This is a genomic window from Bacillus sp. FSL E2-0195, from assembly GCF_038003645.1.
GTDB classification, from domain to species: Bacteria; Bacillota; Bacilli; order Bacillales; family Bacillaceae_G; genus Bacillus_A; species Bacillus_A mycoides.
Map to the genome: position 1 here is coordinate 5,087,202 of NZ_JBBOPN010000001.1, position 20,247 is coordinate 5,107,448.

A 20,247-nucleotide genomic window follows, 5' to 3' on the forward strand; every position below is an offset into this window, starting at 1 on the left:
AGTACGGACTCTACACCTTTTATTTCCACTATTGTACCACGTTCCCCAAGAAGAAGAAATCCTTCATTAATGGAAAATGTTCATAAAAGAAATTGTAACCAATCATCGGCATAATCCCTAGTATTACAATTGAAATTGCGCAAAGACTCATGACAATCTTTATATTTAACGGTAATCGGAGCTTTTCTTCTGTCTCTCCCTTGCGGAAAAACATTTGCTGTAATATTTGGAAATAATATATGAATGAAATAACCGTCGTCCCCATCATAATAGAAGCTAATACGTAATGAGCAGGTTCAACATGAAGTGCCCCTAAAAAAATGTTAATTTTTCCGATGAAACCTGCTGTCCCCGGTATTCCAGCTAACGATAAAATAAAGACCGTCATCACTATAGCTGTAAAGGGGGATCTCTTATATAACCCTGTAAAAATCGTCATATTTTCCTTATCATTTTGTAAGATTAATCCGTGGATGATTGCAAATGCTCCTATATTCATAAGCATATATGCAAGCATATAAAACCACATACTATCCATCGTAAACTGCGATAGTGCTACAAGAGGGACTAGCAAATACCCAGCATGCGCGATACCTGAATAGGCAAATAGACGTTTTACGTTGTATTGCTTTAATGCTACTACGTTCCCAACAATCATCGTAATACTAGCTAGTACCGCAATGTATATACTCATACGCCCGTACAAGGATTGTGCGTCTCCTTGGATTGCCACACCTGCAAACACCATAAGAAACAAACGCGTAATGAGTAGAAAACCAGCAATTTTAGAAATCGTTCCGAGAAAAGCAGTGACAGGTGTAGCCGCTCCCTCATACACATCTGGTGCCCACATATGAAATGGCACTGTTGCAATTTTGAATGAGAGTCCAACGAGCAAAAGTAGAAATGCGAGAGCTAACAATAACTGAATGCCCCCAGCCAATCCTTGCGTAAATACCTTTTGCATTTCCACTATGTTGGTCGACCCTGTAATACCGTATAAATAACTCATTCCAAAGAGTGTAATTGCTGTTCCAATTCCTCCGTTAATGACATATTTCATTGCAGCCTCATTCGATGCGCGGTTTCTTTTTCGGATTCCTACTAAAATATAGGAAGAGAGCGAAAGCAACTCTAAACCAACGAACAATGTGATGAAATCAACGCTAGAAGCCATGAACATCGCTCCAAGAAGCGCCATTAAAAACAAATAATAGTATTCTCCTTTATCTTGAATAGGCTCCTTCTTGTCATCGCTTATTGCCATACATAAAACGAGAGCTGCTCCGCCTAATAACAACGTTTTAAATCCTTTTGAAAATCCATCTAGTACAAACGATCCATTTAAAATATCTCCTGCCGGTTCGCTATATAGCGTCATTAATGACACGATCGCTAACAAGGCAGCGGCAATTGCACCAATCGCTACGTACCTATGGTTCAGCTTAAAAAACAAATCACATATGGAAAGAAGGATGGCTGCCCCGAGAATAATGAATTCTGGTACCATAAGATGCCATGATAAACTAAGTAACGTGTTCATATCCATCCTACTTCACCCCCAATGTTTTCAATGTAGTTTGAAGTGGATCCCCTAGTAGTTCCGGCATTACCCCAATTGCAATAATACAAACGATAAGCACTATAACAGGAACGTACTCCCATCCGTGTATATCAAATTTCGCTTCCCATTCTTTCTTACCAAATATCACTTGAAGTGTCGCTCTTAATACGTATACAGCGGTTAAAATAATTCCAATTACACCGACGGCGGCGATAACAGGTTTCCCCTGGAATAAACCGAGAAAGGCAAGGAATTCGCTAATAAATCCGGACATCCCTGGCATTCCAAGCGATGCCATACCGCCCGCTAGGAAGAAACCGCTAAGCACCGGAACACTTTTGGCAAGTCCACCAAGTGCTGTAATATCCGAAGTCCCGAAACGCTCTTCAATAATGCCAAGCAAGAAAAAGAGTAAGGCCGCAATTAAACCGTGAGACACAACTTGGAACAATGCCCCTTGTGTACCTGGTGCATTTAACGCTGCAAGCCCCATTAATACAATGCCCATATGCGAAATACTAGAGTAAGCAAGTACCTTTCTAAAGTCCGTTTGGATGAGTGCTAGAAAGGCCCCATACAATAAATTAATTACCCCTAAAATCGCAATTAGCGTTGCAAAATCACGAAAATATTCTGGGAATAATCCTTTCCCGAAGCGAACAATACCGTACGCGCCAATCTTCAGCAAAACCCCCGCGTGAAGCATAACTACAGCAGGATGCGCTTCTATGTGTACATTGACCATCCAGCGATGCAAAGGGAAAACAGGGAGTTTAATCGCAAAAGCAATCATTATGGCAAGAAACAAGCCGAACTGTACGCTACTTGAGACGGCTATTCCTCTCCCAGCACCTACACTCGTTAATATTTCTTTAAGCTCCGCAATATTTGTTGTACCTGTTTTCGCAAATAAAACCGAGAAAACGATAAGTAAAATAGCTGATCCAATACCGTTATATATTAAATAACTATATGCAGCCTTTTCACTCGACAATTTCCCCCACTTGCCAATTAATAAAAACATTGGTGGCAACGTAATCTCAAAGAACATGAAGAACAACATTAAATTTTGAGCAGCGAAGACACCGAGCATACCTATTTCTAACATGAGTAACAGCATGTAGAATGCTTTCAAATTTCTTTTAATAGAAAATGCCGCAATTGCTGCAAGCATCGCTAGAAGGGCTGTGAGCACCATCATTACAAGTGATAAACCATCAATGCCGAGCTCGTAATAAATTGAAAACCACCTTTTGTCCACTGCTGTGAAATCCCCAAATTGAATCCATTTCACCTTTTCATCAAATATCGATAAGCTCTTTCCTGAAGCGTATGTACAAGCAAGGACGATAGCAATTCCAAATGGAAGCGCCGTTCCGAATAAACCAAGCGCCTGCACTGTACGCGATTCTCGTTTCGGCGTTAATAAAAGCAAGAGAATTCCTAAAAGCGGGGAAAAAATGAAGAACGTTAATAGCAATCCATTCACCGTAAATCCCCTCCCGTATATAACAAAATAATTAGGAGCACTGCGAGCGAAACTGCTGTTACAGTTCCATACACTTGTACATTCCCGTTTTGAAGCCGCGATCCTAGTCCACTCATACCTTTAACGAGTCCAGCAATTAAAACTGCGATTCCTTCTACAACGTATACTTCAAATAAGCGAAGCACATGAGCGATTCCTTTCGTAATAGGAAGTACTGCCGCATTGTATAGTTCATCCACATAATATTTTTCTTTCAAAAGGTTATAAAAAGACGTCCCTTCTCCGCCGGCCCAATCTCTAGAGATAGATTTCTTGCCATATATGAAATATGCGAGGGCAATTCCCGCAAATGAAACGAGCGTCGCAACAACCATAATCCAAACAGGTCCATGCACTTCCTTCACCTGGAATCCTATATCTTTCGTAAGCCAATCCCCAAGAAACGTCCCGAACCACGGTGTATTTATATAACCTGCCACTACCGCAAGAACACCAAGGACAATCATCGGATACGTCATGGTGCGAGGTGATTCATGCACCTCTTCCTTCGTCTTCGTTTCCCCCGTAAAGACAAGAAAATATAGACGGAACATATAAAATGCTGTTAGAAATGCCGCAATTACTGCTAAAACGAATAGAAAGTAATTGCCATTCATCCAAGCCGCCGCTAAAATTTCATCTTTACTAAAAAATCCGGAAAGAAGAGGAACACCACTAATTGCAAGTGTGCCTATTAAAAATAGTGCACCGGTTACTTTCATCTTTTTCTGTAAACCGCCCATTTTATTAATGTTTTGCGTATGGACTGCATGAATTACACTTCCTGCTGCCAGGAACAATAATGCTTTAAAAAAGGCGTGTGTCGTTAAGTGAAAGATACCAGCTACATAACCAGCCGAGCCTAGCGCAAGCATCATATACCCGAGCTGACTAACTGTAGAATAAGCAAGAACCCTCTTAATATCTGTTTGCACTAGACCGATAGAGGCCGCAAAGATTGCGGTGAAAGCCCCAACGATTGCCACAGTTTGCATCGCTACCGCACTTGCTGAAAATAGCGGGAACATCGTCGCTACTAAATATACGCCGGCTGCAACCATCGTTGCCGCGTGAATAAGCGCCGAAACAGGCGTCGGTCCTTCCATTGCATCTGGCAACCATGTATGAAGCGGGAACTGACCCGATTTCCCCATCGCACCGATAAAAATTAATATCGCCGTTATTGTAATCATAGAAGGAGAGAGGTCGCCCGTATGAATCGCTTTAAAAATCGCGTCATATTCAAAACTACCTGCGTGCCAAAAAATTAATATCATCCCAATAAATAGCCCAACATCCCCAATGCGTGTCATAATAAAAGCCTTTTTCGCAGCAGCCTTCGCTTCTTCTTTAAAGAAATAAAAACCGATAAGTAAAAACGAACCAAGGCCGACTAGCTCCCAAAATATATAAAGCTGTAATAAATTCGTCGATATAACTAGCCCAAGCATCGCAAAAGTAAAGAGCCCTAAATATGCATAAAAGGTTGGTAATCTGGTGTCACCTTTCATATAACCTTTTGAGTACACATGTACAAGAAAACTCACAAGTGTAACGATAAACAACATTAAAGCCCCTAATGCGGTAACTTCAAAACCAAATGATATATCTATATCTCCTACCCTAAGCCATACCCACTTATGCTTCACTGCCTCGGATGAAAATCGTTCTATTAGTACCACTACCGCGGATATAAAAGAGAGAAAGGTAAAGAAAATACCTAGTACACTACTTCCCTCTCTAATTTTCTTCCCGAACACAATAAGTAACAAAAACGAAACAAGCGGGAAAAGCGGTATGAGCCATGCATAATCGATCATTGTTTCCTTCCCCCTTTTCGGTCACAATGCTATCCTTTGAGCGTATCCATCTCATCTACATGAACTGTCGGGCGATTACGGTACAAAGCAATCAAAATTGCAAGACCTACCGCTGCCTCCGCTGCCGCTACAGACATCGTAAACAGCGAAAAAATTTGTCCTGTTAAATTCGGAAACAAGCCTAATTTACTAAACGCTACTAGATTTAAATTGGCGGCGTTTAACATCAATTCGATACAAACTAGTACAATTACTGTATTTCGCTTTGTTAAAGCTCCAAATAAGCCGATGCAAAACAAAATAATCGCAAGTGTTAAATACGCAGAAGCCGGAACGCTACTCATGGGAATCCTCCTCTCCCTCATCCTTCTTCGCAAGGATAATCGCTCCTACAAGTGCTACAAGTAAAATAACTGAGGTTAATTCGAATGGAATAATATATTTTGAATAGAGAAGTGTACCGATTTGAAGTGTGTTATTTTCATGGAGAGGTAAACTTCCTTGTGTGCTTTGATTTGAAAAATCGATACTATTAACAGCGAAATACATAACTGCTCCAAATGCTACAACCGCAAAGAAGATAATCCATTTTCGAAGAGTAAGGCGCGATTCATTTTCCGCGTTATGTTTCGTTAACATAATGCCAAAAATCATAATAATAGTGATTGCACCAGAGTAAAGTAAAATTTGTGCCACTCCGATAAATTCGGCTGATAAGAGAAAGTACAAACCCGCAATGCTAAGGAACGTAAGCACAAGGGCCAGCATCATATGCATTACTTTCGTTAAATTCAGCATAAGAACGCCACCGATAATCGCAGACAAGGATAATATAAAGAAAGCTACAAACTCGCCGTTCATGCTTTATTCTCCTTCCTGATGTTCTCGTCGTTCTCGTCAAGCCACTGCAAATTTTTAAATAAATCATCACGTGAATACTCTGCAAGTTCAAAGTTATTTGTCATTACAATCGCCTCTGTCGGGCAAACTTCTGTACATAAATCGCAAAGAATACAAATTTCAAAATTAATATCATACGTGTCGATAATTTTCCCTTTTTTCGTAGGATCAGGATGTTTTTTTCCTGTTAATTGAATGCAATCTGTCGGACAAATGTTGGAACACTGATTACAAACAATACATTTCTCTGGATAAAACTTTTGAATACCTCGAAATCGGTCTGGTAATGGCAACGGTTGATTTGGATAATCATACGTCACCTTTTTCTTACTCAAATTACTAAGCGTATATTTTAACCCTTTAAATAGTCCTTTCATCTCTTACTGGCACCCCCTTTATAGATTAGAAGAATAGCTCCTTAATCAATGCCGTTAAGAAAATATTTGCAAGTGCGATTGGTAATAATACTTTCCAACCAAACTCCATTAACTGGTCACCTCTTATGCGCGGGAACGTAACGCGGAACCAAATCAATAGAAAGACCACACTGCTGAATTTCAAAGCAAACCATACGGCTCCTGGAATAAACCCAAGGAACATAACTGGATTCCAGCCTCCTAAAAAGAGTACTGTAATTAAAGATGACATCCCGAAGAAATACACATACTCTGAAAGCATGAAAAACGCCCATCGAAAACCTGAGTATTCCGTATGGTATCCTGAAACAAGTTCTGACTCCGCTTCGGGTAAATCAAACGGTGTCCTATTTAACTCTGCAACTGCCGCGATTAAGAAAATGACGAAACCGATTGGCTGTGCGAAAATGTACCATACCTTTTCCTGCGCCGCTACAATTTCATTCAAGTTAAGACTACCAGCTAACAAAACGACGCCAATTACACTCATCACAAGTGGAATCTCATAAGAAATCATTTGCGCTGCCGCACGCATCCCTCCTAAAAGGGAATATTTATTATTTGATGCCCATCCCCCAGTTACGACGCCGATCGTCGTAATCCCAGAAACAGCAATGTAATACAGTAACCCTATGCCAATATCCGCGAACTGAAATTTATCAGTAAATGGGATAACCGCAAGTACCATAAATGCTGGTGCGAATGCAATAACAGGTGCTAATATAAACAACGGTTTATCAGCAGCTTTCGGAATGCTATCTTCTTTTAATAATAGTTTCAAAACATCAGCTACCGTTTGGAGTAAACCGAACCGGCCCCCAACTTGGTTTGGTCCAATCCTCCCTTGCATAAATCCCATCACTTTCCGTTCTGCCAAAATACCGTATGTAACGAAGCCAAGGACTGCAAATAATAGAAGCACCGCTAATCCGAAAAAAATGAAGAAATTCGTCCAGCTTGAAGGTGATTGTAAGAGCGTCTCAATCATTAGCCGTCAACCTCCCCAAGTACAATATCAACCCCACCTAAAATCGTAATTAAATTGGCGATGTTTTCACCTTTCAATAACTTCGGTAAGATTTGCAAATTATAAAAAGACGGTCTGCGAAATTTCAAGCGGTACGGCTCTTTCTTTCCATCACTAGCAATATAACAGCCAATCTCTCCCCGCGGTGACTCTATACGGACGAACGCTTCTCCCTTAGGTACTTTAATAATTTTCGGCACTTTCGCCAGCACAGCGCCGTCTTTCGGGAACTGCTCGGCTGCTTGCTCAATAATTTTCAATGACTCCTCAATTTCCTCCATCCGGCAAACGTAGCGATCCCAAGCATCTCCCGAGATCCCAACAGGAATATCAAAGTCAAAACGATCATAAATAGAATACGGCTCATCTTTGCGAAGATCCCAGTGGACTCCCGTGCACCGCAAATTTGCGCCACTTAAAGAATACGAGATCGCCTCTTCCGCGCTATATACGCCAACGCCTTTCACACGATTCAAGAAAATTTCATTTCCGCTAACGAGGTCGTGGTAACCTGCCAATTGCTCTCTCATATACGGAACAAACTCTTTCACCTTTTCAATCCAGCCGTCTGGCGCATCCCACTTCACACCGCCGACTCTCATATAGTTGAAAGTAAGCCTTGCACCGCACAATTCACTTAATAAATTTATAATCATCTCTCGTTCACGAAAGGCATATAAAAATGGACTAACCGCTCCTATATCAAGCAGGTTCGTTCCCCACCAGACGAGATGGCTCGCAACTCTCCCAAGCTCCATCGCAAGCACCCGTAAATATTCAGCACGCTCTGGAATCTCAAGATCCATCATCGTCTCTACAGCGTGGCAAAGGACGTAATTATTCGTCATTGCTGATAAATAGTCCATTCGATCTGTATACGGGATAATTTGTGTATATTGCAAGCTCTCAGCTATCTTTTCTGTTCCGCGATGCAAATATCCGATAACCGGTGTAGCCTCTTTAATAATTTCTCCGTCAATCTTAATCACAAGCCGAAACACACCATGTGTACTCGGATGCTGCGGCCCTACATTTAAGAGCATCTCTTCCGTACGGATCACAAGCTACACCTCCACATCATACGGTTCATAATCCTTCCTAAGCGGATACCCCACCCAATCATCCGGCATTAAAATGCGAGATAAATTAGGATGACCTTCAAATACAATACCGAGCAAATCATACGTTTCACGCTCCGGCCAATCTGCCCCTTTCCAAAGCGGCGTCACCGATTGTACTTGCGGCGCTTCCCTATCCAGCTTTACCTTCACTGCTACTGACTGTTTCTTTCCATATGAAAATAAATGAACGTATACTTCCATATGTGTCACAAAATCTGTCGCATGTAGCTCTGACATATAATCAAAAGCAAGCCCCTCATGGAATCGCATTAATTCCATCACTTCATAATATTTCGAAGGCTCCGCCACAAGCGTTGGAACATCTTTTGAAAGCTTATTAATATAGGAATCTACTAATGCATATTCTCCTATCTTCTCCTTAACAACCTCCACATAGTGATTTAAATATGGTTGGTTAACTGATGGTTCTTCCTGCTGCAGTTCGTCTTCTATCTTATTTACAGCTCCCTTTGCCCTTGCCGCAGCAGCGGCTTTCGCTTTAGCGGCTGCAATTGCCTTTGCTTTCTCATCTCCAGAATCCCCCTCACCTTGTGAGGCTTTCTGCTTCGCTAACGCTGCTGCTTTTGCTTTTGCAGCTGCTACAGCCTTTGCCTTCGCTTTTTCTTCGTCCGTTACTTCTTCTGATCCTTCCCGCTTTTGCTTCGCTAATACCGCTGCTTTTGCTTTTGCGGCTGCTGCAACTTTCGCCTTCGCTTTCGCTTTTTCTTCGTCCGTTACTTCTTCTGATCCTTCCCGCTTTTGCTTCGCTAATACCACTGCTTTTGCTTTTGCGGCTGCTGCGGCCTTTGCCTTCGCTTTGGCTTTTTCTTCGTCCGTTACTTCTTCTGATCCTTCTCGCTTTTGCTTCGCTAATGCCGCTGCTTTTGCTTTTGCAGCTGCTGCGGCTTTCGCCTTTGCTTTAACTTTTTCCTCGTCCGTTACTTCTTCTGATCCTTCTCGCTTTTGCTTCGCTAATGCCGCTGCTTTTGCTTTTGCAGCTGCTGCAGCTTTCGCCTTTTCTTTAACTTTTTCCTCGTCCGTTACTTCTTCTGATCCTTCTCGCTTCTGCTTCGCTAATGCCGCTGCTTTTGCTTTTGCAGCTGCTGCGGCTTTTGCCTTCGCTTTGGCTTTTTCTTCATCCGTTACTTCTTCTGATCCTTCTCGCTTTTGCTTCGCTAATGCCGCTGCTTTTGCTTTTGCAGCTGCTGCGGCCTTTGCCTTCGCTTCTTCTACATTAATCCCCTTATCTTTTGGTAGCGCTTTCTCTTTTTCTCGATGTTCTCCTTCAAGTTTAGACATTTCCGCCCCATGTTTCACAGCAAGACGTTTTCGCGCTTCCTCTTTCGCATGACGGGCTGCTTCTCTTTTCATACTTTCTAAGTCTTTATTTGGATCACTCATTTATTCGTCACCTGCTTTCCGGTCCTCGCCTCGTAACGAATTTTTTCTTTTAATTTATTAATTCCATAAATTAAAGCAGCAGGATTTGGAGGGCATCCAGGAATATACACATCAACTGGTACAATTTGATCTACACCTTTCACAACAGCATACGAATTCACATACGGACCACCGGCCGTTGCACAAGATCCCATCGCAATTACCCACTTCGGTTCAGGCATTTGATCATATAGGCGCCGAACAATAGGTGCCATTTTCTTCGTTACCGTTCCTGACACAATCATGACGTCCGATTGTCTTGGTGAAGTCCGAAAAAATGACCCAAATCGATCTAAATCGTAATGTGATGAGCCTACTCCCATCATTTCAATCGCACAGCATGCCAGTCCAAATGTCATCGGCCATAAAGAGTTGCTCCGCGCCCATCCCTTCAACTGTTCCAATGTAGAAAAAAAGATATTCCTTTCTAATTCCGCTCGCTCCTGTGGGTGTAATTCCTCAAAATTTATAACCATTGTAACACCTTCTTTTTCCAAGCATACGCTAATCCAACTAGCAACATCACAACAAAAATGAGCATTTCAATCAGTGCAAATAAACCAAGCTTGTCATATGCAACAGCCCATGGATATAAAAATAAAGTTTCTACATCAAAGATGACGAACAATAAAGCGAAAATGTAATAACGAGCATGAAACCGAATATTTGCATCATGAAAAGGCTCAATTCCACTCTCATACGTCGTCGCTTTCGCTGCACTCGGTTTGTTTGGACGCAGCATTTTCCCTAATGTAAGAGCCACTACCGGCAGCAATATACCTAATAGCAAGAAAATCAAAACGATCATATAACTATTTTCATATACACTTGCCATTGTGAAACCCTCCCCCCCTGAATTAAGAACAAGTTCACATAGTAAACAATATGTCTTACTTGCATTATTTATTATTTTTAAATTTTTCTAAATAATGCAACTATTTAATTCATTATAGCAAACTTCAAATTCCTATGTCGATATATTGGGAACAGAAACAACAATTAATACTTGCTGAGCAAATCTATTTTTACAACTCATTATAAATGTGTAAAATAAATATAGAAATTCTATATGTTTTCAAGCAATCATAAAAAACATAAACTACAAAAAGGTGGTTCTTATGTATATACAGTGGGTGATATAAATGAAAAAACAAACACATGTAAGTATTCTTATAAGCATTTCATTATTGTATATAGCTATTCATTACGTATCAATGTCCGTTTTATATGAGTACGCACTCCCATTTCAAATATTAACTGGAATAAGTACCATATTAATTGATATTACAATTTGCAGTTATATATTTTATTTTTCAAATATAAAACAAGGGTTATCTCGTTTGTTTTGGATAACATTAACTATCGGATCCTTCTCTTATTTCATCGGCGATATAATAGTTGCTTATCAACGCTTAATTCTGCATGACTACTATACATTCGTTGATCCATCAGACTTTTTTTACTTATTATTTTTAGTTAGCTTTGCATTTGCCTTTCTATATGAAATTATTTATGGCCGAGATTTATTGGAACAGCTTTTTACGATATGTGATATTTGTATTATTGTTACTGCTCAATTTACTTTAAGCTACTATTTACTTATTGAAAGAACCATTCATATTTTTACAACATCATATATCGACATGTTTGTTCAACTCACGTATCCAATGGCTGATCTACTCTTTCTTTTAATAGGAATCAACCTTTTATTCAGACCATTATCCTTACTACCAAAGCAAGTTGGTGCTCTTCTTGGCAGTGCTTTAATTTTGTATGCTACTACGGATTCTATTTATGCTTATATAAAATACTTCCAGCCTGAGCACTCTATGTTCACAGTTGCTCCATTATATCAAGTAACCTTATTATTGGTAGCAATCGCTTGTATACTTCACACAAAAGAGCCCGAAAAACAAGAACAAATATTACTAACGCCTCAATTTGGTGAATCAATCCGATTATCATTACCGTATATTTCTGTCGTGATGCTTATTGTTTTTATATTGGTCGAAAATGTTTTTGCACCTATCGTAGTAATTGGACTTATGGTAACTTTCGCCTTCGTTCTCATACGCCATACGTTAGTTCGAAGACAAAATAAAATATTATTGCTAGCACAAATGCAATTCAGCTTAGAACTCGAGAAACAAATCGAACTACGTACAGAAGATTTAGTAGAACAAAAAAATGAGTTATATCATAACCAACAAATGTTTAAATCTTTATACGAGCATCATCCAGATCCAATTTTCACATTAGATTTGTACGGTAATTTTCTCAATGTGAACAACGCTGGAACTACTTTACTCGGTTATCAAACGAATGAATTATTAAACCAACCATACTATTCACTTATGTATGAAGAAGATTTAGAAGAAATCATTACTGCCTTTCATCACGTGAAAAAAGGGAAATCTATTTCTTTAGAAATACGGGCATATCATAAAAATAGAGATATTTACTACTTACATGTTACAGCTGTTCCCATCTTTTTAAAGGAACATATTTCTGGGGCCTATTTAATGATTAAAGATATTACAGAAAGCAAGCAGCAACAAGAGCAAATTAATTTCCTAGCATATCACGATACTTTAACGGAACTTGCGAATCGCCGTTCATTTCATCAACAGTTAGAAAAGGCAATTGCACGAGCAAAAATATCAAAAAGACCTTTTGCTGTTATGTTTCTCGATTTAGACCGTTTTAAAGTTATTAACGATACTCTCGGTCACCGGGTAGGAGATCTTCTTTTAATTGCTGTAGCAAAAAGACTAGAACGAATATCGACGTCAAATATGAAACTTGCTCGGTTAGCTGGGGATGAATTCACAATTCTTATAGAAGATTATAAAGAAGATAGAGATGTACAAAAAATAGCTGATATGATTGTACTATCTATGAATGAGCCCTTCGAAATTGAAAATCAACATTTACAAATCTCGCCAAGTATCGGGATTGCAATATACCCCGAAGCAGGCGAAGATCCGTTATCTATTTTACAACATGCTGATATGGCCATGTACGAAACCAAAAATAAAGGAAAGAATGGTAGCTCACTTTATACGAAAGAGTTATATAAAAAAATGGAGCGAAAAGCTCGAATTGAAAAAGATTTACCACTTGCTTTAGTAAATAAAGAATTCTTTCTCGTCTATCAACCACAAGTTGACATTACAACGAATAAAATCATCGGTGCCGAAGCTTTAATGCGTTGGAAACATCCACTATTAGGTGACATTTCACCATGTGAGTTCATTCCAATTGTGGAAGAGACTCCGCAGGTCATCCCACTTGGGCATTGGGTGCTACGAGAGTCTTGTCGTCAACTAAAAATATGGCAAAGTTTTGGATACACAAACTTAAAAATGAGTGTCAATTTATCAGCGAAAGAATTTCAACAAAATCAATTAATCGAAAATATTTCACAAATACTAAAGGACGTTAAAATTGACCCGAAAGATGTAACACTTGAACTAACAGAACGAATTGCGATGATTGATGAAAAAGAAACATTATCGAGACTAAAGCAATTAAAAGAATATGGTATTCAAACGTCCATTGATGACTTCGGTACCGGCTACTCTTCTCTTGCTTATTTATCAATTTTCCCTATCGATACATTAAAAGTACCAAAAGAATTTACACAACTAGCCGATCATCGGCCTGAAGAAAGAGCCATCGTTTCCACTATCCTTTCCCTTGCAAATACTTTAAATCTCTCTGTAGTTGCTGAAGGAATTGAAACAGAAAAACAGCTTAAGTTTCTGCAAAAAAACAACTGTAAATACATGCAAGGTTACTATTTCAGTAAACCTCTAACAAGTAAACAGTTTATAAAATTCCTACAAAAAACACCCAGTATGAACCAATAGTTCACACTGGGTGTTTTTTAAAGTGTCGGAATTCTTTTTTCGTAATATTCTTCTGCAATCTCTTCGTAAAAAGCTGCTGTCGTTGTATAAAAATATGGAATCAACCATAAAAATCCAATCCCTAATGTAATACAACTTAATATAAACCAACCAATAAAACTTAAACATAAAATGAAATACTCCATCTTATGTCCAGCCATCATACGACGACTTTCTGTAATAGCTTGATTTATTGAATACTCAGGATGATCATTTATAATAAAATACGTCATCGCATAAGAAAATGATTTAATAATGCCCGGAATAATAAATAGTAAGCACCATAAGAAAATATAAATGTTTACTACTATATATAATAAAAATGACTTTATAAACTTACTTCCTTCCGTAAACCATCTGAATATATGCCCAATACGCGCTTCTTTTTCACGAATTATATATAGTGCTAAACAATAACCACCTAGCGTTAATGGACCTACCATCAATATTGTAATAACATCTACTGAAAGTGAGTTATCTACTTCTTTCCAATCCCAAACCTGAGAGAAAATGAAATCAACACTAAAACTAAAAGCTGAAATAAGAATCGAAATAAGTAATGTTGCCCCAACAGCTAAGCCCCATTTTCCTTCTAGTGAATCTAGTGCTTCTCCTTTTAAATCACTAATCATAATTAGCCTCCAATACGTAATAATTCTATTAGTATAGCATGTTCCTACTGCAATTCACCTTTTGCAATATAGCGATAAAAATGTGCTGTCGTTGTACCTACATATGGACTAAGCCAAAGAAATCCTATTCCAAGAGTAAGAATTGCTAAAATAGCCCATCCTATGAAGCTAAGCCATAAAAGAAATAAATCTAGTTTATGTCCCTTCATAAAGTTCTTACTTTCTTTCATCGCCTGTGAAACGCTATAATCTGGATTTTCAACCATAACATAATACGTCATCGCATAAGAAAAATACATCACAATCATTACAACAATCGAAATAGCTAATAGTACAAAGAAAGCAATTGTTAACGATACATTCCCTTCCTCACCCAAAAACGCGAATACACCTAGTAACAACATCGGAATCCACGTACCTGTATATAACAAAATCGCAAGCATAGCCCACATTGTTTTCATCATTCTTTTAAAGCCACGAAATCCTTCAAATAAATAATCTACTCTAGCATCTTCTCGTTTACTAATTTGTAGCAACACATTCGTATAACCGTATGATGTAATACCATAAGATGCATTACTCAAAATGATTATTATGCAATAAAAAATTCCAAATGTAATACCTGCCCCGACTGATATCGCTTCCTCTTCAATTGAACCCGCTAAACCAACAACTAAGAAAAATATAATAATTCCTGGAATTAAAAGTATAAGCATTGCAGCCATTGAAACAACATAACTTAAAATAATATGTAAAATCGTTGATCCAACACCTAGTCCCCATTTTCCCTTTAAAGAGTACAATGCTTCTCGTTTCATTTCACCGATCATTTGTTCATCTCCTTTATGAAATATAAATTGTTATATATTTTCTACTTATACAAACAACAATATAATTATACCAATTTTGTAAGTTTATTCTATCTATTAAATTGAGTTTCAGTTTCGACATTTAAATAAAACACATCTATGCATAACAAAAAACGAACCTGCAGTTCTTTTTATTTCTTGATTTTCACTTGGCATCGGGCAAAAAAAGGCTCTGACGGCTAAATGCTCTCTCCTACCTAAAGAGAGGCATTTTTTCCCCTTTTTATTTATATCCATAACAAAAAATCCGTAAAGGCAAGAGCCCTTACGGATTTTTTTACTTCATATCTGAAACGTTTAAACGGTTCACAGCACGCTGCAAAGCCATTTCTGCACGTCTAAAGTCAACATGCGCTTGTTTATCTTGCATACGTTGCTCAGCGCGACGTTTCGATTCATTTGCACGATGGATATCGATATGGTTTGCTTCTTCAGCAGATGATGATAACACAGTTACTTTATCTGGACGAACTTCGATAAAGCCACCGCTTACTGCTACATAATCAGTGTGCCCACCATTTTTCAGACGGACCGCACTAATTTTTAAAGGTGCAACAGTTGGAATGTGACCTGGTAAGATCCCCATTTCCCCACTCTCTGCTTTTACGCTTACCATTTCTACTTCTTTTTCGTAAACCGGTCCATCAGGAGTTACAATACTGACTGGAAATGTCTTCATAATTCGTCCCTCCTAAGGCCTTACGCCATCATTTTCTTCGCGTTTTCAATAACTTCTTCAATGCTACCAACAAGACGGAACGCATCTTCTGGAAGGTCATCATATTTTCCTTCTAGAATTTCTTTGAAACCACTAACTGTATTTTTTACAGGTACGTAAGAACCTTTTTGACCTGTAAACTGTTCAGCTACGTGGAAGTTTTGTGATAAGAAGAATTGAATACGACGAGCCCGATGTACAACTAACTTATCTTCTTCAGATAACTCATCCATACCTAAGATAGCGATGATATCTTGAAGCTCTTTATAACGCTGTAAAGTTTGCTGTACTTGACGAGCTACTCCATAATGCTCTTCTCCTACGATTTCTGGAGAAAGCGCACGAGATGTAGATGCTAATGGATCTACGGCTGGGTAAATACCCATTTGTGTTAAACGACGCTCTAAGTTTGTTGTTGCATCTAAGTGAGCGAACGTTGTAGCTGGTGCTGGATCCGTATAGTCATCGGCTGGTACGTATACCGCTTGGATAGACGTGATAGATCCTTTATTTGTAGATGTAATACGCTCTTGTAATTGACCCATTTCTGTTGCAAGTGTTGGCTGGTAACCTACCGCAGATGGCATACGACCAAGAAGGGCAGATACTTCAGAACCCGCTTGCGTGAAACGGAAGATGTTATCGATGAACAATAGTACGTCTTGTCCTTGCTCATCACGGAAATGTTCAGCCATTGTTAAACCTGTTAATGCAACACGTTGACGTGCTCCAGGTGGCTCGTTCATTTGTCCGAATACCATCGCAGTTTTCTTAATTACGCCAGAATCGCTCATTTCGTGGTATAAGTCGTTACCTTCACGAGTACGCTCACCTACACCAGCGAATACAGAGATACCACCGTGCTCTTGTGCGATGTTGTTAATTAATTCCTGAATTAATACTGTTTTACCTACACCGGCACCACCGAATAGACCGATCTTACCACCCTTAATGTAAGGAGCAAGTAAGTCTACTACTTTAATACCAGTTTCAAGAATTTCTACTTTAGTAGATAACTCTTCGAACGCAGGCGCTTGACGGTGAATTGGATCACGACGTACATCCGCAGGAACATCACCATCTAAGTCAATTGCATCACCTAATACGTTAAATACACGACCAAGTGTTACATCACCAACTGGTACAGAGATTGCTTTACCAGTATCTTCTACTTCTGTGCCACGAACAAGTCCATCTGTGGAAGACATTGCAACTGTACGAACTGTGTCATCACCTAAATGAAGTGCAACTTCAAATGTTAAGTTAATGCTTGCTCCGTTTTCGTTGCTTTGTTTTACCGTAAGGGCGTTGTAGATTTCTGGTAGCTTTCCGCCATCAAACTTAACGTCTACAACCGGACCCATGATTTGCGTAACGCGCCCTTTATTCATCGGGTTCCCTCCTAGCTTTCTTTTAATTAGCCAGCTTTCTAAGAGAAGTCGGCTTTTAATTTTTATTAGTTTATAGCTTACGCGACTCTCCTGTTCTGGACGAACCGCTTCCGCTTTTTATTGAATCTAGTTCCGGTGGCTAGAAGGGTCGGTCATTTCACCCCTTCCTACGAGGCAAAGAACGCCTCTTTGTCAGGAGTTCCAATGCCCTCCCCTTCTGAGCAAGCCACCTACGCTTTTTAATACTATTCTAACGCTGCTACTCCACCAACGATTTCCGTAATTTCTTGCGTAATCGCTGCTTGACGCGCACGGTTGAATGAAAGTGTAAGTGAATCGATAACTTCCATTGCGTTGTCTGTAGCACTCTTCATTGCTGTCATACGCGCCGCGTGCTCACTTGCTTTACCGTCTAGTAATGCACCGTACACTAAGCTTTCTGCGTATTGTGGCAATAATACTTTTAAAATTTCTTCTTCAGAAGGTTCGAATTCATAAGCTGTCGTCGGTTTATCAGACGCCACATCCGTAAGCGGTAAAATTTTATTTTCCGTTACTTCTTGTGAAATTTTACTTACATAATGATTGTAGTAAATATACAGCTCATCATAAGCACCATCTGCGAACATCGCAATTGCTCGAGAAGCAATATCTTTAATATCAGTAAATGATGGGTGGTCAGATAATCCAACTACTTCATCAATAATGTTAAAGCCGCGACGTTTTAAATAATCACGTCCTAGTCGTCCAAGCACAATAATTGAATATTGGTTTGAATCCATATTATGACGTTCACGAATTACGTTACTTACTGTACGTAATACGTTACTGTTATAACCACCTGCTAGTCCGCGATCAGATGTAATAACGATGTACCCTGTACGCTTTACAGGACGCGCATTTAGCATTGGATGATTAATCCCTTTACTTCCTTGCGCAATGCTCGCTACTACTTCTTGAATCTTTTCCATATACGGAACGAAAGATTTAGCATTTTGTTCTGCACGGTTTAACTTAGATGCAGATACCATCTCCATCGCTTTCGTAATTTGACTCGTTTTCTTTGTCGAGTTAATCTTCGCTTTTATATCGCGTAAAGATGCCACAGGTTTTCACCACCTTTTTTCCGGAAGTTGGCACGATTAGTAAGAATCCTCTTCCTAATCTACGTTGCAAGATATTCTTGCTCATGATTGAAGGAAAAGAATAGGTGCACCTACTCTTTTCCTTTACATAACCGTCAGCAATCTCAAAGTTTGAGATGCCTTTATATTATCTAGCTCCAGCGGCTTGAATGCTCGGTGACTTCACTTCTTCCTACGAGGCAAAGACCGCCTCTTCGTCAGAAGCTCCATCCCCCTCACATTCAGAACGAGCCGCTTCCACTTTTATTTATTATTCAGAAGCTACGAATACTTTTTTAAATCCGTTAATTGCTGCTGCAAATTTGTCGTCATCCGCAAGTTTCTTAGTTGTGCGAATTTCGCTTAATAAGTCAGTTGCATTTGAATCTAACCAAGCATGGAATTCTTCTTCGAAACGAGTGATATCTACTACTGGGATATCATCTAGGAATCCACGTGTTAAAGCGTAAAGAATGATAACTTGTTTCTCTACACGTAACGGTTTGTGTAATCCTTGTTTTAATACCTCAACTGTACGAGCACCACGGTTTAATTTCGCTTGTGTTGCTTTATCAAGGTCAGAACCGAACTGAGCGAACGCTTCTAACTCACGATAAGATGCAAGGTCAAGACGAAGTGTACCTGATACTTTACTCATCGCTTTAATCTGAGCTGATCCACCTACACGAGATACAGAAGTACCCGCATCGATTGCTGGACGTACGCCAGAGAAGAATAGGTCAGATTGTAAGAAGATTTGTCCATCCGTAATAGAAATTACGTTTGTTGGGATGTAAGCTGATACGTCCCCTGCTTGTGTTTCGATGAAAGGTAGTGCAGTTAAAGAACCGCCGCCTCTTGCATCACTTAATTTTGCTGCACGCTCTAATAAGCGAGAATGTAAGTAGAATACATCCCCTGGATATGCTTCACGACCTGGAGGACGACGTAATAGTAATGAAAGCTCACGGTAAGCCGCTGCTTGTTTTGATAAGTCATCATATACTACTAATACGTGTTTACCATTGTACATGAACTCTTCACCCATTGTTACACCAGCGTAAGGAGCTAGGTATAATAATGGAGCTGGTTGAGAAGCTGATGCAGTTACAACGATTGTGTAATCTAATGCACCGTGCTTACGTAGTGTTTCTACTACGTTACGTACTGTTGATTCTTTTTGTCCGATAGCTACATAGATACAAATCATATCTTCATCTTTTTGGTTAATGATCGTATCAAGTGCAACTGCTGTTTTACCTGTTTGGCGGTCACCGATGATTAACTCACGTTGACCACGGCCAATTGGTACAAGAGCATCGATCGCTTTAATACCTGTTTGAAGTGGCTCATGAACAGATTTACGATCCATTACACCTGGTGCTGGACTTTCGATTGGACGAGTGTTTGTTGTATTGATTGGGCCTAAACCATCAACTGGTTGACCTAATGGGTTTACAACACGACCGATTAGTTCTTTTCCTACTGGTACTTGCATGATGCGACCAGTACGACGAACTTCGTCACCTTCACGGATTTCTGTGTAAGGTCCTAAAATAATGATACCTACGTTGTTTTCCTCTAAGTTTTGTGCTAGTCCCATAACGCCATTAGAGAACTCTACAAGTTCACCAGCCATAACGTTATCAAGACCATGAGCACGCGCAATACCGTCACCAACTTGGATAACTGTACCAACATCACTAACTTCGATTTCAGACTGATAGTTCTCGATTTGTTGCTTTATCAGTGCGCTAATTTCTTCAGCTCTGATGCTCATGTGCTT

The 20,247-nt window shown here is 39.5% G+C and carries 18 protein-coding genes; 1 reads left to right on the forward strand and 17 read right to left on the reverse strand.

The window, feature by feature from the left end; all coding sequences use genetic code 11:
* Positions 1-28: 28 nt before the first annotated feature.
* Genes nuoN through nuoA form a run of 11 tightly spaced genes read right to left on the reverse strand, consistent with a single transcriptional unit; the run spans position 29 to position 10,651 of the window.
* Positions 29-1,543 (reverse strand): NADH-quinone oxidoreductase subunit NuoN, encoded by a 1,515-nt coding sequence (gene nuoN / locus MHH59_RS26420; protein ID WP_002192256.1) that lies wholly within the window; start codon positions 1,541-1,543, stop codon positions 29-31.
* Between the two features lie 7 nt (positions 1,544-1,550).
* Positions 1,551-3,053, reverse strand: coding sequence for an NADH-quinone oxidoreductase subunit M (locus tag MHH59_RS26425; protein ID WP_340852802.1), 1,503 nt, complete (start codon positions 3,051-3,053; stop codon positions 1,551-1,553).
* Complete coding sequence (gene nuoL / locus MHH59_RS26430) at positions 3,050-4,912, reverse strand: NADH-quinone oxidoreductase subunit L (protein WP_002130047.1); 1,863 nt, start codon at positions 4,910-4,912, stop codon at positions 3,050-3,052. Before nuoL ends, MHH59_RS26425 begins: the two co-directional genes overlap by 4 nt.
* A 29-nt stretch (positions 4,913-4,941) precedes the next feature.
* Positions 4,942-5,256: an NADH-quinone oxidoreductase subunit NuoK gene (gene nuoK / locus MHH59_RS26435; protein WP_000100081.1), complete on the reverse strand. Its 315-nt coding sequence runs from the start codon at positions 5,254-5,256 to the stop codon at positions 4,942-4,944.
* Positions 5,249-5,773: an NADH-quinone oxidoreductase subunit J gene (locus MHH59_RS26440; protein ID WP_001012819.1), complete on the reverse strand. Its 525-nt coding sequence runs from the start codon at positions 5,771-5,773 to the stop codon at positions 5,249-5,251. The genes nuoK and MHH59_RS26440 overlap by 8 nt, the downstream gene beginning before the upstream one ends.
* Positions 5,770-6,189: an NADH-quinone oxidoreductase subunit NuoI gene (nuoI, locus tag MHH59_RS26445; protein ID WP_002016193.1), complete on the reverse strand. Its 420-nt coding sequence runs from the start codon at positions 6,187-6,189 to the stop codon at positions 5,770-5,772. The genes MHH59_RS26440 and nuoI overlap by 4 nt, the downstream gene beginning before the upstream one ends.
* Before the next feature lie 25 nt (positions 6,190-6,214).
* Positions 6,215-7,216, reverse strand: coding sequence for an NADH-quinone oxidoreductase subunit NuoH (gene nuoH, locus MHH59_RS26450; protein ID WP_340852804.1), 1,002 nt, complete (start codon positions 7,214-7,216; stop codon positions 6,215-6,217).
* The gene (nuoD, locus tag MHH59_RS26455; protein WP_002167331.1) at positions 7,216-8,316 is read right to left on the reverse strand and encodes an NADH-quinone oxidoreductase subunit NuoD; all 1,101 of its coding nucleotides are present in this window, start codon (positions 8,314-8,316) and stop codon (positions 7,216-7,218) included. Before nuoD ends, nuoH begins: the two co-directional genes overlap by 1 nt.
* Before the next feature lie 3 nt (positions 8,317-8,319).
* Complete coding sequence (locus tag MHH59_RS26460; protein WP_340852807.1) at positions 8,320-9,777, reverse strand: NADH-quinone oxidoreductase subunit C; 1,458 nt, start codon at positions 9,775-9,777, stop codon at positions 8,320-8,322.
* Positions 9,774-10,292, reverse strand: a complete 519-nt coding sequence (gene nuoB / locus MHH59_RS26465) for an NADH-quinone oxidoreductase subunit NuoB (protein WP_002089729.1) — start codon at positions 10,290-10,292, stop codon at positions 9,774-9,776. The genes MHH59_RS26460 and nuoB overlap by 4 nt, the downstream gene beginning before the upstream one ends.
* Positions 10,283-10,651 (reverse strand): NADH-quinone oxidoreductase subunit NuoA, encoded by a 369-nt coding sequence (gene nuoA, locus MHH59_RS26470; RefSeq protein ID WP_000179270.1) that lies wholly within the window; start codon positions 10,649-10,651, stop codon positions 10,283-10,285. The genes nuoB and nuoA overlap by 10 nt, the downstream gene beginning before the upstream one ends.
* 307 nt (positions 10,652-10,958) lie before the next feature.
* On the opposite strand from nuoA, the gene MHH59_RS26475 reads away from it, so the two are divergent.
* Positions 10,959-13,688: an EAL domain-containing protein gene (locus tag MHH59_RS26475; RefSeq protein ID WP_340852808.1), complete on the forward strand. Its 2,730-nt coding sequence runs from the start codon at positions 10,959-10,961 to the stop codon at positions 13,686-13,688.
* Between the two features lie 17 nt (positions 13,689-13,705).
* Here MHH59_RS26475 and MHH59_RS26480 read toward each other — a convergent pair whose 3' ends face one another.
* The 6 genes from MHH59_RS26480 to atpA all read right to left on the reverse strand — a co-directional run bounded on the left by MHH59_RS26480 (position 13,706) and on the right by atpA (position 20,241).
* Entirely contained in the window at positions 13,706-14,359 is a 654-nt protein-coding gene (locus MHH59_RS26480; RefSeq protein WP_002016276.1) for a DUF975 family protein, read from the reverse strand.
* 44 nt (positions 14,360-14,403) lie between these two features.
* Complete coding sequence (locus MHH59_RS26485; protein WP_201057083.1) at positions 14,404-15,189, reverse strand: DUF975 family protein; 786 nt, start codon at positions 15,187-15,189, stop codon at positions 14,404-14,406.
* A gap of 316 nt (positions 15,190-15,505) precedes the next feature.
* A complete protein-coding gene (gene atpC / locus MHH59_RS26490) occupies positions 15,506-15,907 on the reverse strand; it encodes a F0F1 ATP synthase subunit epsilon (RefSeq protein WP_002016279.1) in 402 nt (133 codons plus the stop codon).
* 20 nt (positions 15,908-15,927) lie between these two features.
* Positions 15,928-17,337 (reverse strand): F0F1 ATP synthase subunit beta, encoded by a 1,410-nt coding sequence (gene atpD, locus MHH59_RS26495; protein ID WP_002016281.1) that lies wholly within the window; start codon positions 17,335-17,337, stop codon positions 15,928-15,930.
* A gap of 245 nt (positions 17,338-17,582) precedes the next feature.
* Positions 17,583-18,443, reverse strand: coding sequence for a F0F1 ATP synthase subunit gamma (gene atpG, locus MHH59_RS26500; RefSeq protein ID WP_002016283.1), 861 nt, complete (start codon positions 18,441-18,443; stop codon positions 17,583-17,585).
* Between the two features lie 289 nt (positions 18,444-18,732).
* Positions 18,733-20,241 (reverse strand): F0F1 ATP synthase subunit alpha, encoded by a 1,509-nt coding sequence (gene atpA / locus MHH59_RS26505; RefSeq protein ID WP_002016284.1) that lies wholly within the window; start codon positions 20,239-20,241, stop codon positions 18,733-18,735.
* Positions 20,242-20,247 lie beyond the last annotated feature (6 nt).

Coding starts and splice junctions, on each gene's coding strand:
- nuoB (WP_002089729.1), bottom strand. CDS start 10,292: ATGGTTATAAATTTTGAGGAATTACACCCACAGGAGCGAGCGGAATTA.
- nuoA (WP_000179270.1), bottom strand. CDS start 10,651: ATGGCAAGTGTATATGAAAATAGTTATATGATCGTTTTGATTTTCTTG.
- nuoN (WP_002192256.1), bottom strand. CDS start 1,543: ATGAACACGTTACTTAGTTTATCATGGCATCTTATGGTACCAGAATTC.
- MHH59_RS26485 (WP_201057083.1), bottom strand. CDS start 15,189: ATGATCGGTGAAATGAAACGAGAAGCATTGTACTCTTTAAAGGGAAAA.
- nuoH (WP_340852804.1), bottom strand. CDS start 7,216: ATGATTGAGACGCTCTTACAATCACCTTCAAGCTGGACGAATTTCTTC.
- nuoI (WP_002016193.1), bottom strand. CDS start 6,189: ATGAAAGGACTATTTAAAGGGTTAAAATATACGCTTAGTAATTTGAGT.
- MHH59_RS26480 (WP_002016276.1), bottom strand. CDS start 14,359: ATGATTAGTGATTTAAAAGGAGAAGCACTAGATTCACTAGAAGGAAAA.
- atpD (WP_002016281.1), bottom strand. CDS start 17,337: ATGAATAAAGGGCGCGTTACGCAAATCATGGGTCCGGTTGTAGACGTT.
- atpC (WP_002016279.1), bottom strand. CDS start 15,907: ATGAAGACATTTCCAGTCAGTATTGTAACTCCTGATGGACCGGTTTAC.
- MHH59_RS26475 (WP_340852808.1), top strand. CDS start 10,959: ATGAAAAAACAAACACATGTAAGTATTCTTATAAGCATTTCATTATTG.
- nuoL (WP_002130047.1), bottom strand. CDS start 4,912: ATGATCGATTATGCATGGCTCATACCGCTTTTCCCGCTTGTTTCGTTT.
- atpA (WP_002016284.1), bottom strand. CDS start 20,241: ATGAGCATCAGAGCTGAAGAAATTAGCGCACTGATAAAGCAACAAATC.
- nuoK (WP_000100081.1), bottom strand. CDS start 5,256: ATGAGTAGCGTTCCGGCTTCTGCGTATTTAACACTTGCGATTATTTTG.
- MHH59_RS26440 (WP_001012819.1), bottom strand. CDS start 5,773: ATGAACGGCGAGTTTGTAGCTTTCTTTATATTATCCTTGTCTGCGATT.
- MHH59_RS26460 (WP_340852807.1), bottom strand. CDS start 9,777: ATGAGTGATCCAAATAAAGACTTAGAAAGTATGAAAAGAGAAGCAGCC.